Source organism: Bacillus sp. FSL L8-0099, assembly GCF_038006385.1.
Taxonomy (GTDB): Bacteria; Bacillota; Bacilli; order Bacillales; family Bacillaceae_G; genus Bacillus_A; species Bacillus_A toyonensis.
On sequence record NZ_JBBOVC010000001.1, the window covers coordinates 3,472,072 to 3,489,722 of the forward strand.

Below are 17,651 nucleotides of genomic sequence, written 5' to 3' on the forward strand. Positions count from 1 at the left end.
ATTTATTTTTTATTTATTTGTAAGTGATTACATGGAGAACATTGAAATGGAATTTTATCTAAGCAATTAAAGTTCGTTTCGCAAATTTGTTCTATCGTTGGAACAAATGGGATGACTACCATGTTACTTTCTATTATTTGTGTAACAGGTGGCAATACTGTACCTACTTGATGTTCAAAGCGAATACTCGCTTGGTTAATATAATTTCCTGAACCACTTGGTGCGCTCTGAACTACTACTTGAAACGAAACTGTCCGCGCTTCACCCGGATTTAAATTCCCTATAAGAAACCCTGATACTGGACTTACATTTCGTAATGGAACACTATCGACTATTACGCTTCCAGGGATAAATCGAACACTACTATCTAACATGTCTTGAAAACGAATATTTTGCATGACAGTATCACCTGTATTTGTAATGACTGTCGTAAACGTAATGACATCTCCAATTGTTGCTGTTTGAAGATTTGCCGTTTTTACGACTGTCGTTGAGACATTTTGAGGGATAAACGGGATAACAACTGTATTACTATCACCTTCAACTACTACAGGCGGCTCATTCGGATTTACAGTTGCGAGCCCAGTCGCTGTAGCAGTATTTGTAACTAAATTATTTATTTGTCCTCCCGTTATTACAACTTGGAAATTAATAATTGCCGCATCATTTGGCTGAAAATCACCTAACGGAATACCCGTATTCGGATTGGCAAATGGAAGAGGTACATCATTTACCGTTACCGTGCCATTTATAAATAACGTATTTGGATCAATGATATCTGTTAAAACAATATTCGTCACAGGAACTGTACTATCATTTATGACGGCAATGCCGTAAGTGACAACATCTCCTACCATTGCTACTTCAAAGTTTGCTCCTTTTGCAACAAATAAGATTGCAGTATTTACCGTTACAATAACTGTATTACTCGTGTCCATCACTGTAACTGGCGGTTCACCTGGTACTAAAATATATTCTGCTGATGCCCCAGCAACGTTCACTACTGTACCACCATCTGGAAAACTCGTAATCGTAGCTTCATATGTTACAATCGCCGTCTCACCGACTGGAATGTCCAAAATCGTAAATCCAACCTGCGGATTTACTCCCGGACGCGCTACTCCATTTACCGTTACACTATTTGGTACAAAAACAGCTTCCGGAGATAGCACATCAATAAATTGAACATTCATTGCGTCAGCCGTACCAGTATTTAATATACGAACACGATACGTTACCGTTTCTCCTACTCCAACAATTGAATGATCTACTTCTTTCAGCATATCTAAACTGCCTCTATTTACTGGTGTGACTGTCGTATTACTTGAATTGGTAATTGTAAACGGTGGTTCTCCTGGAATCAATTCGAAATCACCAGTTACTCTCGCTGTATTCATAATGCTACTAGAAGGCGGAATTGAAATTACATTTACTTCAAATGTGATTAATACGCTATCCCCTACTGCAAGATCCGGTAATGAAAAGCCTACAAAAGGATCTAAACCTACTTGCGGAATCCCATTTATTTGTACACTTCCAGGAACAAATTCTAAACTAGGTGATGGAACATCGATAAACTGAACATTCGTCGCTGTTACCGTTCCCGTATTTGTAACTTGCACACTATACGTTAACGTATCTCCTAAACGTGTCGCTTCTTTATTTACAGATTTTATAATGCTGAAACGTCCTCTATTTATTCTTGTTATAGTCGTATTACTCGGATCTGTCACTATAACCGGTGGTTCTCCTGGCACTAAAGTAAAACTTCCTGTTATATTTGCAACGTTCGTAATTGTTCCTGATGACGGGATGGTTGTAACTGTCGCTTGAAACGTCACTATAACCGTTTCACCAACTGGTATATCTCCAACTCCAAAGCCAGTAATCGGATTTAAGTTTGGTTGCGAAACTCCATTTACCGTTACACTATTTGGTACAAATGACGCTCCTGCTGAAATCGTATCAACAAACTGAACATCGTTAGCTATTACTGTTCCTGTATTCGTTATTTGAACCGTATACGTTAATACATCTCCAACGAGAGTAGCCGCTCTATTTACTTGTTTAATAACATTAAATTGTCCTCTATTGACAGTTGTGAGTGTTGTATTGCTCGGTTGGTTTACTATAACTGGTGGTTCTCCTGGTACTAATACAAAGCTACCTGTTACATTTGCCGTATTGACAATTGTTCCGTTTGATGGAACACTAACAACTGTTACTTGAAATGTTACTTCTACACTTTCACCTGGATTTATATCTGGAAGCGGGAATCCATTATTCGGATTGAATCCAGGTTGTAACACACCGTCTATCGTTACACTGTTCGGCACGAATGCTATAGAAGAAGGTAATACATCACTATATTGAACATTCGTTGCTGTCACTGTCCCTGTATTTTGAACTACTGTTGTATAGGTGATTGTATCCCCTACTGCAACAATCGGCTGACTCACTGATTTTAATACATTCAAACCAGATTCATTTATTTCTGTTAATGTCGTGTTACTTGTCGTCGTTTCAGTAATAGGTGGTTCTGTTTCACTTACAGCAAATGTCGCGGTAACGTCTACAAAGTTAACAACTGTACCACCTTCTGGTATGCTCGTTACCGTCTCCTGATATGTGACAAGTACAAAATCATCTACAGGTATATCTGGAACTGTAAAACCAATGAAAGGATCTAATCCTGGTGCCGGTACCCCGTTTATGCTCACACTTCCTGGTACAAATGCTACACCCGCGGAAGTAGTATCTATAAATTGAACATTCGTCGCTGCCACTGTTCCAAAATTAAAAATCAATACATCATACGTTAAAATTTCTCCTACAGTCGCTACTTCTTTATCTACTAGTTTTAACGGAAAAATAAACGCTATATTAATTGTCGTAACGACTAAATTCGTTAATATCGTTTCCGTAATCGGTGGTTCCTGCGGATTCGGTTGTGAAGTAAATGTAACGTCAGCATCGTTTAATATGACTTCATTATCTGGAATCTCTGTAATTGTCACTTGGAATGTTACCGTAATACTTCCACCAGCAATTAATAATGGAGTAACAGTAAATCCTATTTCTGGATTTAAACCAAATTGCTGAACCCCACCTATCGTTACACTATTTTCGACAAATGTCGTTCCTTCCGGAATGACATCTTGGAAGAGTACATCTGTAACAGGTATAATTCCTACGTTCGTAATTAGCACGCTATACGTTAATACATCTCCAACAGCCCCAGTCGCAACGTCAACTGCTTTTGTTGCTGTTACTTCACCAGGAGGAGGTAACGGTATTGTAACTACTGTCGTATTACTTGAATTTGTCGTTGTTACAGGTGGTTGTAAAGGATTTAATAAGAAAGTGGCTGTAGCAGATGCCGTATTTAATACTGCTCCGCGTGGGGATGGCGTAACTACTGTAACTTGGAACGTTACTGTCACTGATGCCCCAGCTGCAATATTAGGAAGCGGGAAACCAATATTCGGATCTAAACCAAGCTGTGAAATTCCATTTATCGTCACACTGTTTGCGACAAATGCTGTTTCTGGAGCAATTGGATCGATGAAAGAAACATTCGTCGCTGGTACTGTGCCGTTATTTCGAATGACAACAGAATACGTATAAGTTTCTCCAAATGCCGCTTGTTGTACAGATGAAGATTTTTGTATATTTAACTGTGCTGTGTTTACTTGTGTCACGACAAAATTGCTATTCGTAACAGTCGTTATTGGAGGGTTTGCTGGATTTATAAGAAAACTTGCAGTAACGTTCGATTGGTTTCTAATATTTCCACCGCTCGGAACACTCGTCACTGTAACTTGAAACGTAATCGTAGCCGTTTGTCCGACCGGAATATTTGGTACTGGGAAACCTGCCATAGGATCCGCGCCTTGCTGAACAACTCCATTTATCGTCACACTATTTGCTACAAACGCAGTTCCAACAGGAATCGGATCTTGAAAAATAATATTCGTTGCAGGAACAGTTCCTGTATTTTGAATAAGAATTGTATACGTTAACGTATCTCCTACGCCTGCTTGCGGTGTGTTTACACTCTTTATTACATTAATCGATCCTACATTTACTCGCGTCACAACAATATTACTAATCGTTACAATTGTAATTGGTGGCTGCAGAGGACTTACTTGGAAATCAGCAGTTACATTCGCATTATTCGGAAGAACTCTATTTGGTGGTACACTCGTGATCGTCACTTGAAAAGTAACTGTTACCATCCCTCCTACTGGAATATTAGCAAGTGGAAATCCAGTTGTTGGGTTTAAACCTGGCTGAGACGTTCCATTTATTGTTACACTATTTGCTACAAACGTTGTTCCAGATGGAATTGGATCAAGGAATGATACATTTGTCACTGCTACTGTTCCACTATTTTGTATACGAACTGTATACGTTAACGTATCTCCTACACCTGCTTCAGTAGCACTTACACTTTTCATTACATTTAACCCTGAAGAATTCACGACTGTCATAACAGTATTACTTGGTACTGTTACAGTAATCGGTGGCTCTGTCGGATTTACAAGGAAATCTCCAGTTACATTCGCATTATTTACGACATTATTTCCTTGGGGAATTTCATCAATTAATACTTCAAAAGTAACAATTACACTCGCACCAGTAGGCAAATTATTTAATGGGAATCCAAGTTCTGGATCTGCCCCTTCTTGTAAAACACCATTAACAACTACACTATTTTCAATAAATAATGTCCCTTGTGGAATTGAATCTTGGAAAAATACATTTGTAGCTGGTACACTACCTGCATTTATAACTTCGATTGTATATACTAAAACATCCCCTACCGTTGCAACATCTGTATTCACTGCTTTCACAACTTCAAAATTCCCTGATTGTACAGTTGTATTCACAATATTACTCGGTACATTGATTGTTACTGGCGGTTCGCTCGGATTCACTTGAAAACTTGCTGTTACATTTGCTTGATTTAAAATATCTTCATTTTCTGGATCCTGTACAATTAATACGTCAAATGTGACTACAACGGTTTGAGCCGCAGGAATATTTGGAAGAGAAAATCCTGTATTCGGATTCAATCCACTTTGCGGTACTCCATTAATTGTTACAGAATTTGCAACGAAAGAAACAGCGGAAGAAATAGTGTCTTGGAAAAGCACATTTGTTAACGGAACATTTCCTGTATTTTGGACGGCAATTGTGTATGTTAAAGTGTCCCCTACTGCCGCTTGCGTTGTATTCACTTCTTTTATTACATTTAAACCACCCGTATTAACTTGTGTCACTACAGTATTCGTTTGTCTATTAATCGTTACTGGCGGCTGATTTGGTTTAACGACGAAATTAGCAGATACATTTCCACGATTCGCAATCGTACCTCCTGATGGCGTAGATGTCACTCGTACTTGAAAAGTCACTGTCCTACTTCCGCCGGGAGATATATTTGCTACCGCAAACCCAGTCGCTGGATTTGCCCCAGGTTGCGAAACCCCATCTACAGTCACACTATTTGCAATAAAAGTCGTTCCAATTGGGATTGGATCTTGAAAAACAACATTCGTCGCAAGTACATTTCCTGTATTCTCAATTGTAACGGTGTACGTAAGAACGTCATTCACTGTCGCAAAAGCTCTATCCACTGTTTTTCTCGTTCTTATATCAGCTATATTAATTGTAGTAACTACGGTATTACTCGTCGCTTGACCTGAAATTGGTTGTTGACCAGGCACTGGGGTAAAGGTAAAGGTTGCACTTGCACGGTTCGGTATTGGATTGACAAGAGGGTTCGATGTCACTCGTACTTGAAAGCGTACTACAGTCGTTTGCGATGCATTAATACTTCCAAGATTAATACTACTTGATGGATTCGCTCCTGGACGTGCTACTCCATTAACCGTAACACTATTAGCTACAAATGTTGTTCCTGCAGGGATACTATCAACAAAAATAACATTGTTTGCAGCAACATTCCCATTATTCGTCACATTAACTGTGTACGTTAATACATCATTAAGAGTTGCCGTCTGTAGATCTACAGATTTTTGCATACTTATAGTCGCTTGATTCACTGTCGTTTGTACTGTGTTTGAAGAAGACGTACTTGTAATAGGGGCACTACCGACAAAAGGACGGAATTGATATGACACCATTGCACGATTTGGAATAGGATTTGGGTTCGGGAACGATGTTATTCGAACTTGAAATGTAACAATTCTTTGCGTGTTATTTGGGATTGTACCTAAATTAATTCCATTCGCGGGATTCGCACTCGGTTGCGTTACTCCACCTACCGTTACACTACCTGCTACGAATGTAGTTCCGTTCGGAATACTATCTTGTAATACAACGTTTTCTGCACTTCCTGTTCCTGTATTCGGGACCGTAATCGTATAGGTGAGAGTATCCCCTACCCCTGCAACGGTTCTATTTACCGATTTAACAGGATTAATGATTGGACCTGTTGCATCAATTTGAACACCAAAACCAGCTGCAGCGTATCCATCTCCATTTGTGACAAAGCGAACAGTTGCTGACGTCTGATTGTTTACTAAAGATGAGGAGGCATCTACATTCGTAATATCCCACCCTTGTCTTCGGATCGCTAAAGCTATTCCTAACGGCTGATTCAGATTTCCAAATGTTCCGCTCGTATCTAAATTTCCATTGTCATTACAAATTTGTGACTGAAAGAAATTATTTGCAGGATTTCTCGGTCCGAATAAAGTAACTGTAGCATTTGCATTCGGCCCAAAACGAAGTTGATCTCCAACAATGTTAGCATCACCTTCTTGGGCAGTTACAAGTACTCTTCCTGTAACTGTTCCCGTAGACGGCGTTGCAAAACCTGAAATAACAGCATCTACTGGTGGTGATGATGCCTCAATAATTTCTTGTCCTGCATACACCGATAAATTCCTTAGTGGTAAACTCACATTTTGATAAACTACCTCAAGCGTCCAGCCAACCGAACGACTAATTGTTGAATCAGCTGAAGTTCTTGCAGCTGGCACGGCACCTGTTGTATATGTGCCAGCCCCACCTGCACTAACAAGGTTCGTTACGTTAGCAGAACGACTATAATAAAACTGCTTCCCTACTGAACCTTGCTGGGCAGTTGCTGGGTCTGGTGTAACAGAAAATGTCCCCGCTGGTGTTGTAAAGGTAATATTATCATTTAAAAACGCAGTAACATCCTCCGTATCAGTCCGGTATGTGCCAGCCCACACAAGTTCTGCGTATAAGACACTACTCCCTGCTGGAAGGTTCAAAATTGCACTTGCAGAATTTAATCGCCAATCATTTGTCGTTCCTGCTGGGAATCCTGGCACTTGAAGCGATGTATTTACCGTAGTAAATACATCAATCGTACCGAAATTATTGCCTGGTGCAGGAGATGTAGGACTGAGTCCCAACGTGTTCCCAGTGAACGTGACGGCACCAGTAACTGTCGTTGTAAAGCGATTCATAAAAGGCACGTAATCATCTCATTTCATTTATAGTAAAAAGTGCTCTATACTATAAAATGTAGACAAACTATAGAGTGTACGTTGTCCAACAAAATTCCGCACATACGAGAGGAGTTTATAAAACTATGCGCTACGTTATCATAACAGGAACTTCACAAGGTTTAGGTGCGGCAATTGCCGCGCAATTATTAGAAGAAAGCACAGCCATCATCTCTATTTCTAGAAGAGAAAATAAAGAGCTTACTAAACTTGCAGAACAATATAACAGCAATTGTATTTTCCATTCCTTAGATCTTCAAGATGTACATCATTTAGAAACTAACTTTAACGAAATCATTTCATCCATTAAAGAAGACAATGTATCTTCTATTCATTTAATTAATAATGCGGGTACAGTTGCACCTATGAAGCCGATTGAAAAAGCAGAAAGCGAACAATTCATTACGAACGTTCACATTAATTTACTTGCCCCTATGATTCTTACATCTATGTTCATGAAACATACGAAAGACTGGAAAGTAGATAAACGCGTTGTAAACATTTCATCTGGTGCAGGAAAAAAACCTTACTTTGGCTGGGGCGCTTATTGTACTACGAAAGCTGGTGTGAATATGTTTACACAATGCGTAGCGACTGAAGAAGAGGAAAAAGAATATCCAGTAAAAATCGTCGCTTTTGCACCTGGTGTTGTGGATACAAATATGCAAGCACAAATTCGTGAAACAAATAAAGAAGACTTCACAAATTTAGACCGATTCATCACACTAAAAGAGGAAGGAAAGCTATTATCACCTGAATATGTGGCAAAAGCTATTCGTAACTTACTAGAAACTGAGAACTTCCCGCAAGGCGAAGTTATTAGAATTGATGAATAATAAAAAGGTGTGCTAAAATAGCACGCCTTTTTATTCTACTTCTCTAAAAATATGAGCACAGACTCCGCAATTTGTTCATAACCAATTTCTTGATAAATTTTATTAGATGTCGGATTGGCTAAATCAGTATATAGTGTAGTCGTCTTGTACCCTTCGTCTAACATACGTTGACTGAGTGCCGCTACACAATTAGATGCGTACCCTTTTTTTCGTGCTTCTTTCGGGGTATAAACGAAATTTACTGTTATATTATTTGTAGTTGGTCTCGTTTTTGCAGCTACAGAAACGAGTTTCCCATCTACTTCTAGACCAAATAGACGATTATTAGTGATTAATGTATGTGCGGTTTGTTCCGCTTCTTCTTTCGTAGTTGGGAGCTTCACATCTTCACAAAATTGATATATCCATTTTTCTATTAATGGCAACTCATCATTAGTTATTTCTCGAAAAATTCCATCCTCGTTCCACTTCTTCTTAATTTGTTGTAATGCATATACACCTTGTTTCATTACAACATTCGTTTTCTTATTTTCTAACACCGCAATCTCTTCAGCTAATTTCTGTACAATTTCCTTATTACCGATCAATCCAGGAATGTCCGGATATACTTTCGATAACTCTTTTGCAAGTTTCACTATATCTACTTCCGAATTTTCAGAAGTTGCAACAATCATTTGTATCTTCTCTTCTGTTTGAAGAAATACAACTGTAATTTCTTCTCCTCGTTTCGCTACCCCCATAAACGTCGGTTCTTGAGCTACTTGTAATATACCTAACATTAAATTATTTTCCTGCTCATTCTTTTCTAAAAATGGTGTAACATCTTCTTTAAAATGAAGAATCTCTTTATATACGTGTAATTGAATCATCGACAATCTCTTCTCTCCATTTATATTTTAATTAAGTATTGGCGATTAATTCATTAAATCCTTCTTTTACGATTCGATAATATTTGAAACTAATATGTTCAAATTATATTCAGCTCGTAATATTCTCCGTTTTTCCGTTTCAAATCGCTCTTCTTCATTTTGAAATGACTCTTTACGCTTTTGAATCATTCGTTCCATCTCTTTTTTACTCGGTCCTCCGTATACATTTCTTTTTTGAATAAAAGCTTCTGGCGATATAATTTCTTTCCACTCTTTTTCTAATAAATGTATTTTAAATTTTTCTTGTAAGTATATATTTACATCTTTGAAATGTAATTCATGAAGCTCCTTTTTCTGCACCAATGACATATTAGCAACCGTACTTGCTGCATGATGAGCATGCCGAAATGGAATTTTATAGTTTTTTGTTAAAACATCTGCAAAATCAGTTATCGTTATTGCATGTTTATAGGAACGACTTTTTAACGTTTCTTCTTCTACTTTCATCGTTCGAATGACTGCATTCATAATAGAAAATACGCGAATCGTCTTTTCGATTCCTTTATATAAATACGGCTGTAAGTCATCTTCCGTATCGACAATATCCCCAAATGGTGTATTATGAATCATTTGAAATACTGTAAATGCTTCTCCTAAAGCGCTACTCGTAATAGCACGAGCATGCTCAATTGAAACTGGATTTCGTTTTTGTGGCATAATACTACTAATTTGCACATATGGCTTCGCAACAGTAATACCATCATATTCTTTCGTCGCTAATAATAAGAAGTCATGAATCCATCTACTCGTATTTGTCATCATTATCATAAGTAACGAGCTAACATCTAATAAATAATCCGCTCCAGCGACAGCATCATATGAGTTCTCAATTACATTTGTAAACCCAAGTAAATGAGAAACTCGTTCTCGTTTAATCGGAAAACTTGTTGTTGAAAGTGCAGCTGCCCCCATCGGAGACTGATTTAAAATTTGGTACGTTTTTTTCATTCGTTCTAAGTCTCTTTGCATCGTATCATAAATTGCTAACATATAATGACCAAACGTTGTTGGTTGTGCTGGTTGTGTATGTGTATAAGCTGGCATAATTGTTCCCTTATGATCATCAGCAAGTTGCAATATACTTTCTTGCAATAATAAATGGTGTTCCATTAATCGTAATACATATCGTCTTAAGCTCATACGATACATCGTTACTCCCATATCATTTCTACTTCGACCGATATGCATATTACTTACAAAATCACACTTTGCTTCCTGAGAAATTAAATGTTCAACTAAAAAAAAGAGATCTTCATGTTGTTCTGTATATCGCAATTGATCTTTGGGCATTCCTTCTACCTTTTTTAGTGCTTTTAATATAACTGTAGCTTCTTCTTTTTTTATTAAACTTTCTTCAGTCAGCATCATAATATGTGCTTTATGCACTTGAAACATATCTTTTAATAAGTAGTTATGCTGAAAATTAAATACATGTTGTAATACACAATCCACATATGTTTTCCCAGGGAAATCAGCGCCTTCATTCTTTATAAATTCTTCTTTACTCTGTTTCATCACCTTTTCCCCTTTCACCTAAGTATTACTACCCATCATACCCAGAGATAGTAAAAAAGTGCTTATACATAAAGTGAAACTTTAATTAGCCCTTACCAATCGGCCTTTTACAGGCAGTTGTACTCCCACCTAACTCTCTCGCATTCGCCCAATTTTGAGATGGGAGTCTTACTGTCCACAAATAGCGGGACAAAAATAAACTCGGTGCTTTATGCACCGAGTTTATTTAATAAAAGTCGCATCATACTTATCACTTTGCAACACTTGGAAATGTAAATTTGCTAAATGTTTACGTATTTCTGCACTGTCATCTTCATTTAAATTATTCGCTAAAAATACAATTTCTGTACAGTTCCCGCGCTTATCCATAGCATAAACCGCTTTTGTAACCGTCCATGGCGTATACCCATTCTTTTGTCCTGCGTGTCTGAATGTTTTACGATATTTCTTGGCACTCATATCTGTTTCAACGATACTTGCCCACACTTTTTCTTCAGCTTCTGTCAGGCCACCTTTATGGTTTGCCTTTTGCAGCAATACCATATAATCGTTTGCTGACGCAGCTGGTAATCTATCTGACCAAATTTTATCATAACGTTCCTCTAAATAAAGAGGAATTTCTTTCTGTAATAATGACCCCTTCTTTTTTAAGCGCTCATGAATAATCATCGCATATTCACGATATTGCTCTTGAGTCATTTCTTTTAATTTTTTCTCTATTTTATATTTTGGAACATGTAATTCTTTATGCAAATATCCCGGGATATATAAAGATGAAACAATCGGAAATAGTGGTTGATGTGCAGGGAGCGATAAACTTTGTAAATTTCGATTAATGTTATCTAATCCTAACACTTCCATTAAATATTCCGCATTAGCATTCGAACTAAACTTAACCATTCCTTTGGCCACGTCTTCTAAAGTAACGGCTCCTTCAGTTATCTTGCCTGTCTTCTCCAAATACCTTTGCCATCTATCTTGTGCACCACCATCTGTATTCGGTACATAATATCGATTGACATCATTAATTGAAACGAAACTAGCCGGGTCAATTTTCCCTTCTGTAACTTGTTTCGTATATTCAAGCGCCACAATTAATTTCATCGTACTAGCAACTGGTAATACAACATTTGGATTTACAGAATAAACAACTTTATCATTTCTCTTTACTAGAAGCGCACTATTTTTTTCATCTTTATGTTCTTCAATAAAAGATGCGATATACTGTGCATCATCGTTATTTGAACTCCACACTTTTTTCACTAAAAAGTTACCCGATATTACCAAAACGAAAATACCCACAATCATTGCGCATACTATAGTTTTTTTCAAGTAAAATTCCTCTCCTATTGTGCAACTCTTCTCTCTTTATCTAAAAAAACAAAATAATGGAGATGGTTATTTAAGTAACCATCTCCATTATTTTAACTTGTATTCTCCTATTATGTCTACGTCATAATTTTCACGAAATCTTCGAGAAATTTTTTATAATGTAACGACCAACCAATTCGAACCCAATTTTTTAAGGCTTTTGAGTCAGGTTGTGGACGGAAATCAGCAATACTTTCGCCCTTTGCAATTCCAACAGTATCTACATCGACACGGCGGTACACATAATCTAAAAGGGACGGATTCGCCGCGACCATCATTGTGACAACGTCATGTACTGGACTTCCTGTTATTTTCGGGTTCAACTTTTTATAGGCTTTATAATAATACGTAAAAATCGGTTCAATTAATGTATTAAAACTCGTTTTAGAGTGTTTCGTAATATATTTTACCATCTCTGGCGTTATAATTGCCTCGGATGTAACATTAAGCGGCACTAATGTTACATTCTTCGCATTTTGCATAACTAACTGTGACGCAATCGGATCGCCATGAAAATTCGCCTCCGCCACTGGTGTAACATTGCCAGGCATTAAAAAAGCACCGCCCATTATATAATATTCTTTTACATATTTCATCATCGGCTTTTCTAAAATAAACGCTGTCGCTAATGTCGTTGACCTACCGGCATCAACTATTATTAATTCTCCTTTATACTTTTCAAGAATATCAAAAAATGCACAAAAAGATTTTATATTTGGTGAAAAAGCTTTCGGAGGCTTAATTGGTCCTAAACCGTCTGCTCCATGAATTTCTGGATAATACGTTGTAACATCTCCAGATAAAGGAATTTTCGCACCATTAATAACAGGTATATCTTCCCGTCCTGCCATTTGCAATAAATACGCAGCATTACTTGTTGCCTTTTCTTGCGTTACATTTCCATATCCGGTTACAACACCAACAATATCAATATCAGGATGCATAATTCCATACATGATGGCTAAAGAGTCATCAATTCCCGGGTCTCCCAAAAATAACACTTTTTTCATCGACCTCAACTCCATCCCCTCAGTTGTTATTAATTTATGAATAGCCCTACATATACAGAATAAAAAAGATGAATTTTATAAAAAAAACGCAGTCCTATACGGACTACGTTCTTCATCTAGCCTATGCTGTTTTTTTCCACAGCAATCATACTTCCCACTATGTAAGCGATAAACGCAAAGCAAATTGGGAAGACAACTGTATGTATACCGAACGGATTTGGGTAGAAAAGATGAATACACATATATGAGCCTACCCCAACTAAAATGGAAGCGAGCGCTCCAGTTGCATTCCCTTTTCTCCAATATAACCCTAAGACGATCGGCCAAATGAATGCTGCTTCTAATCCACCGAAAGAAAATAAATTTAACCATATTAAAAAATCTGGCGGTTTAATCGCCGCTGCATAAACGAGCAGTCCTACAATACCCGTAATCCACAAACTTCCTTTTTTTATCGTACTGTCTGCTGCATCCTTATTTATGTAATTTACATATATATCTTTAATAATCGATGAACTTACAAGTAACAATAGCGAATTTACTGTAGACATAATCGCTGCCATTGGTGCCGCTAAGAAAACGCCAGCTAGCCAAGGCGGCAACACTTCCATCGCGAGTAGCGGCATGACTTTATCTGGTACCGTTATACCAGGAAGTACTACTCGTGCAAATACACCCGTTAAATGCATCCCGATCATAATTGTACCAACGACAACCGTTCCAATGATTAGAGCTTGATGCATAGCTTTTGAATTTTTATAAGACATAGCACGCACACTAATTTGTGGTAAACCGACAACGCCAATTCCAATTAAAATCCAAAACGATGTAACATATGATTTCGTTAAACTACCATCTGCTCCGAATGGTGTAATTAAATTCGGATTGATTTGAACAAGTTCCTGCATAATCTTTTCAATTCCACCACCAGCAATAACAGTAGCAACTAAAATGATTGTCGTTCCAACTAACATAATGATACCTAATAACGTATCTGATAACGCAACTGCGCGGAACCCACCAATTAATACGTACACAAGTACAAAAAAAGTAAATAAAAATAGTGCTGTTGTATAAGATAGACCTGTTAGCGACTCAATTAATCGTCCACCGCCGACCCACTGGGCTACTGTTGCTGAAAATAAAAAGATAATAATACATAACGCCGAAAGTATAACAACCGCTTTATTAGCGTATCTTCCTTTTAAATAATCGATAAGCGTAATTGCTTCCATCTTCCTAGCAATAATTGCAAACTTTTTACCGATAACCGTTAAAACGATATAACCTGTTACAACTTGAATCGCAGATAATAATACCCATCCAAGTCCCATATTGTAAGCAATACCAGGGCCACCAATGAAACTACTTGCACTACCGTACGTAGCAATCATTGTCATCGCTAATAATAAACCGCCAAGCTCACGTCCACCAAGAAAATATTCTTGCAAAAATTTATTATGAGCAGTCGCTTGTACGCGTCTTGAAGCATATATACCAATTAAAAATACAACGATAAACGAAATTATCATTGGAATGATTACATACCAATTCATCTATTATTCCTCACTTTTTTCTTCCTCATCGAGTGAAATATCTTGAAATACAAAACGAACAACTAAACTAAGCAAAATAACCATTACGACAAATCCAACAATACAACTATAAAAAAACCATGCTGGAAAACCGAATACATATGTATATTCACTTGGATTTTTACTACCAAGCCCATAAGCAAATCCGTACCATATTATAAAATTGATAATAGCAAGTCCAAGACCAATTAACGCTTCTCTATGGGCGATTCGAAAGCGTGGATCATCATGATAATTCTTCATTTTCTCCCTCCTCTCACGATGTATTATTGTACCATTGTTCTTCTAGTTTTTCCTACTAGAAAGCAAAAACAAGCAGGATTTTTTATAATTATATAGAAGACTCTCTTACATTACATATTTTTTACAATTGTAACACAAATGAAATTTGAATTTTCAGTAATTGTTAATTATGATTTTAATTAGAGGCTTTCCATCTAGTTCCTACATCCTTGATTTCGGAATAAACGCCGTCTCGTACTGCGTTTACATTATATTTTCAAGGGGGTTATACAATGAGTCAACTAGCTGTAAATCTTCATGAAAAGGTAGAAAAGTTTCTTCAAGGCACGAAAAAGTTATATGTGAATGGATCTTTCGTTGAAAGCGCTTCCGGTAAAACGTTTAAAACGCCTAACCCTGCAACTGGCGAAACGCTTGCCATCGTTTCTGAAGCTGGTCGCGAAGATATTCATAAAGCTGTAGTCGCAGCTCGCATGGCTTTTGACGAAGGTCCTTGGTCTCGCATGAGCACTGCTGAACGAAGCCGCCTTATGTACAAGCTTGCCGATTTAATGGAAGAACATAAAGAAGAGCTTGCACAGCTCGAAACGTTAGATAACGGAAAGCCAATCCGTGAAACAATGGCAGCAGACATACCACTTGCAATTGAGCATATGCGCTATTATGCTGGCTGGGCGACGAAAATCGTTGGTCAAACAATTCCTGTTTCCGGTGATTACTTTAACTATACACGCCATGAAGCTGTTGGTGTTGTTGGTCAAATTATCCCTTGGAACTTCCCGCTTCTTATGGCAATGTGGAAAATGGGAGCGGCGCTTGCTACAGGATGTACAATCGTTTTAAAACCTGCAGAACAAACTCCACTATCCGCTCTATACTTAGCTGAATTAATTGAAGAAGCTGGATTCCCGAAAGGTGTTATTAATATCGTTCCTGGATTCGGTGAATCAGCTGGACAAGCTCTCGTTAATCATCCACTCGTTGATAAAATTGCATTTACTGGTTCTACTCCAGTTGGCAAACAAATTATGAGACAAGCATCCGAATCATTAAAACGTGTTACTTTAGAACTTGGTGGTAAATCACCAAATATTATTTTACCAGACGCCGACTTATCTCGCGCTATTCCTGGTGCACTTTCTGGTGTTATGTTTAACCAAGGACAAGTATGCTCTGCTGGATCACGCTTATTTATTCCGAAGAAAATGTATGATAATGTCATGGCTGATCTCGTCCTTTATTCTAAAAAATTAAATCAAGGTGCTGGTCTAAGTCCAGAAACTACAATCGGTCCTCTCGTTTCCGAAGAACAACAAAAACGTGTAATGGGCTTCATTGAAAAAGGGATTGAAGAAGGCGCTGAAGTACTTTGCGGAGGAAGTAATCCATTTGATCAAGGCTACTTCGTTTCTCCTACAGTATTCGCCGACGTCAATGATGAGATGACAATCGCAAAAGAAGAAATTTTCGGTCCAGTTATTTCTGCAATACCGTTTAACGATATTGATGAAGTAATTGAACGTGCGAATAAATCACAATTTGGCTTGGCAGCTGGTGTATGGACAGAAAATGTTAAGACAGCACACTATGTTGCAAGTAAAGTACGCGCAGGTACAGTATGGGTAAACTGTTATAACGTCTTTGATGCAGCATCTCCATTTGGAGGATTTAAACAATCTGGTCTTGGCCGTGAAATGGGATCTTACGCATTAAATAACTATACAGAAGTGAAGAGCGTTTGGTTAAACTTAAATTAAATCGAAAGAACCTGATCCACTCGGTCAGGTTCTTTTCATTATGTATTCCTTTAAACTTGCAGCCCTCCGCTCACATTTAATACTTCTCCTGTAATATAGGATGCGTATTCTGACGCTAAAAAGGCCGCCGCGTTCGCAATATCTTCTGGCGTTCCAATTCTACCAACCGGAATCGCTCCAACCATTTTTTCTTTTACTTTATCCGGTATTGTTTTTGTCATATCCGTATCCATAAATCCTGGACAAATTGCATTACAAGTAATACCGAAGCTTCCAACTTCTTTCGCTGCTGTTTTCGTTAAACCGACAACGCCAGCTTTCGTTGCCGCATAATTTGCTTGTCCAATATTCCCTTCTCTACTTATTGAAGAAATATTAATAATGCGCCCATATTGTTGTTGTCTCATATAAAGAAGAGCTGGCTGCATACAATAAAAAACGCCAGTTAAGTTTACTTGTAATACTTGTTCCCAAGCTGATTTCTCCATCTTATGTAACATTGCATCTTTTGTAATTCCAGCGTTATTTACTAAAATATGCAGTGTCCCAAATTTTTGAACTGCATACTCAATTAATGATTTCGCTTCATTTTGATTACTTACATCACATCGATATAAGCTTACTTCATATCCTTCGTCCGATAATTCACGTGTCGTTTTTTGTAGTTTTTCTTCATTTACATCACTAATTAAAACTTTAGCCCCAAGCCTGGCAAAAACTCGTGCAATTTCTTTTCCAATTCCTTGGGCGCCACCTGTTACAACAGCTGTTTTCCCATTTAAAAATCCCATCCCTATCCCCCATTTCTATTACTTATACTGTATATTTCGGCTTTTTGCTTTCCAAATCCTCTTTGTATAAAAAAGTCTATTTGTGTCAAACTAACTTTG

At 37.7% G+C, this 17,651-nt stretch carries 10 protein-coding genes; 2 read left to right on the top strand and 8 right to left on the bottom strand.

Annotated features, from left to right (window positions below; translation table 11 throughout):
- Positions 1 to 2 precede the first annotated feature (2 nt).
- Positions 3 to 7,475 carry a DUF7507 domain-containing protein gene (locus MHH42_RS17505; RefSeq protein ID WP_340893679.1) on the bottom strand — a complete coding sequence of 2,491 codons (7,473 nt, stop codon included), beginning with the start codon at positions 7,473 to 7,475 and terminating at the stop codon, positions 3 to 5.
- Between the two features lie 116 nt (positions 7,476 to 7,591).
- Here MHH42_RS17505 and MHH42_RS17510 point away from each other — a divergent pair, with 116 nt between their 5' ends.
- Positions 7,592 to 8,341: a (S)-benzoin forming benzil reductase gene (locus MHH42_RS17510; protein WP_070173586.1), complete on the top strand. Its 750-nt coding sequence runs from the start codon at positions 7,592 to 7,594 to the stop codon at positions 8,339 to 8,341.
- A 35-nt stretch (positions 8,342 to 8,376) separates the two neighbouring features.
- On the opposite strand, the gene MHH42_RS17515 is transcribed toward MHH42_RS17510, so the two are convergent.
- The 6 genes from MHH42_RS17515 to MHH42_RS17540 all read right to left on the bottom strand — a co-directional run bounded on the left by MHH42_RS17515 (position 8,377) and on the right by MHH42_RS17540 (position 15,004).
- Entirely contained in the window at positions 8,377 to 9,216 is an 840-nt protein-coding gene (locus MHH42_RS17515; protein ID WP_139138342.1) for a GNAT family N-acetyltransferase, read from the bottom strand.
- Positions 9,217 to 9,276: 60 nt separating this feature from the next.
- Positions 9,277 to 10,785 carry an argininosuccinate lyase gene (gene argH / locus MHH42_RS17520; protein WP_070173588.1) on the bottom strand — a complete coding sequence of 503 codons (1,509 nt, stop codon included), beginning with the start codon at positions 10,783 to 10,785 and terminating at the stop codon, positions 9,277 to 9,279.
- 222 nt (positions 10,786 to 11,007) lie between these two features.
- Positions 11,008 to 12,117 (bottom strand): serine hydrolase, encoded by a 1,110-nt coding sequence (locus tag MHH42_RS17525; protein ID WP_000751345.1) that lies wholly within the window; start codon positions 12,115 to 12,117, stop codon positions 11,008 to 11,010.
- Between the two features lie 116 nt (positions 12,118 to 12,233).
- Positions 12,234 to 13,166 carry a nucleoside hydrolase gene (locus tag MHH42_RS17530; protein ID WP_097953644.1) on the bottom strand — a complete coding sequence of 311 codons (933 nt, stop codon included), beginning with the start codon at positions 13,164 to 13,166 and terminating at the stop codon, positions 12,234 to 12,236.
- Between the two features lie 116 nt (positions 13,167 to 13,282).
- On the bottom strand, positions 13,283 to 14,722 hold the full coding sequence (panF, locus tag MHH42_RS17535; protein ID WP_070173591.1) for a sodium/pantothenate symporter: 1,440 nt from the start codon (positions 14,720 to 14,722) through the stop codon (positions 13,283 to 13,285).
- Positions 14,723 to 14,725: 3 nt separating this feature from the next.
- Positions 14,726 to 15,004: a YhdT family protein gene (locus MHH42_RS17540; RefSeq protein WP_000800723.1), complete on the bottom strand. Its 279-nt coding sequence runs from the start codon at positions 15,002 to 15,004 to the stop codon at positions 14,726 to 14,728.
- A gap of 272 nt (positions 15,005 to 15,276) precedes the next feature.
- Between MHH42_RS17540 and dhaS the strand changes: the two genes are divergently transcribed.
- Entirely contained in the window at positions 15,277 to 16,761 is a 1,485-nt protein-coding gene (dhaS, locus tag MHH42_RS17545) for an aldehyde dehydrogenase DhaS (protein WP_000080298.1), read from the top strand.
- Positions 16,762 to 16,811: 50 nt separating this feature from the next.
- On the opposite strand, the gene fabG is transcribed toward dhaS, so the two are convergent.
- Positions 16,812 to 17,552: a 3-oxoacyl-ACP reductase FabG gene (fabG, locus tag MHH42_RS17550; RefSeq protein WP_000506443.1), complete on the bottom strand. Its 741-nt coding sequence runs from the start codon at positions 17,550 to 17,552 to the stop codon at positions 16,812 to 16,814.
- Between the last annotated feature and the right edge of the window lie 99 nt (positions 17,553 to 17,651).

Bases quoted from the DNA above. Each gene is read 5' to 3' on its own strand.
- panF (WP_070173591.1), bottom strand. From the start codon at position 14,722: ATGAATTGGTATGTAATCATTCCAATGATAATTTCGTTTATCGTTGTA.
- dhaS (WP_000080298.1), top strand. From the start codon at position 15,277: ATGAGTCAACTAGCTGTAAATCTTCATGAAAAGGTAGAAAAGTTTCTT.
- fabG (WP_000506443.1), bottom strand. From the start codon at position 17,552: ATGGGATTTTTAAATGGGAAAACAGCTGTTGTAACAGGTGGCGCCCAA.
- MHH42_RS17510 (WP_070173586.1), top strand. From the start codon at position 7,592: ATGCGCTACGTTATCATAACAGGAACTTCACAAGGTTTAGGTGCGGCA.
- MHH42_RS17540 (WP_000800723.1), bottom strand. From the start codon at position 15,004: ATGAAGAATTATCATGATGATCCACGCTTTCGAATCGCCCATAGAGAA.
- MHH42_RS17530 (WP_097953644.1), bottom strand. From the start codon at position 13,166: ATGAAAAAAGTGTTATTTTTGGGAGACCCGGGAATTGATGACTCTTTA.
- argH (WP_070173588.1), bottom strand. From the start codon at position 10,785: ATGAAACAGAGTAAAGAAGAATTTATAAAGAATGAAGGCGCTGATTTC.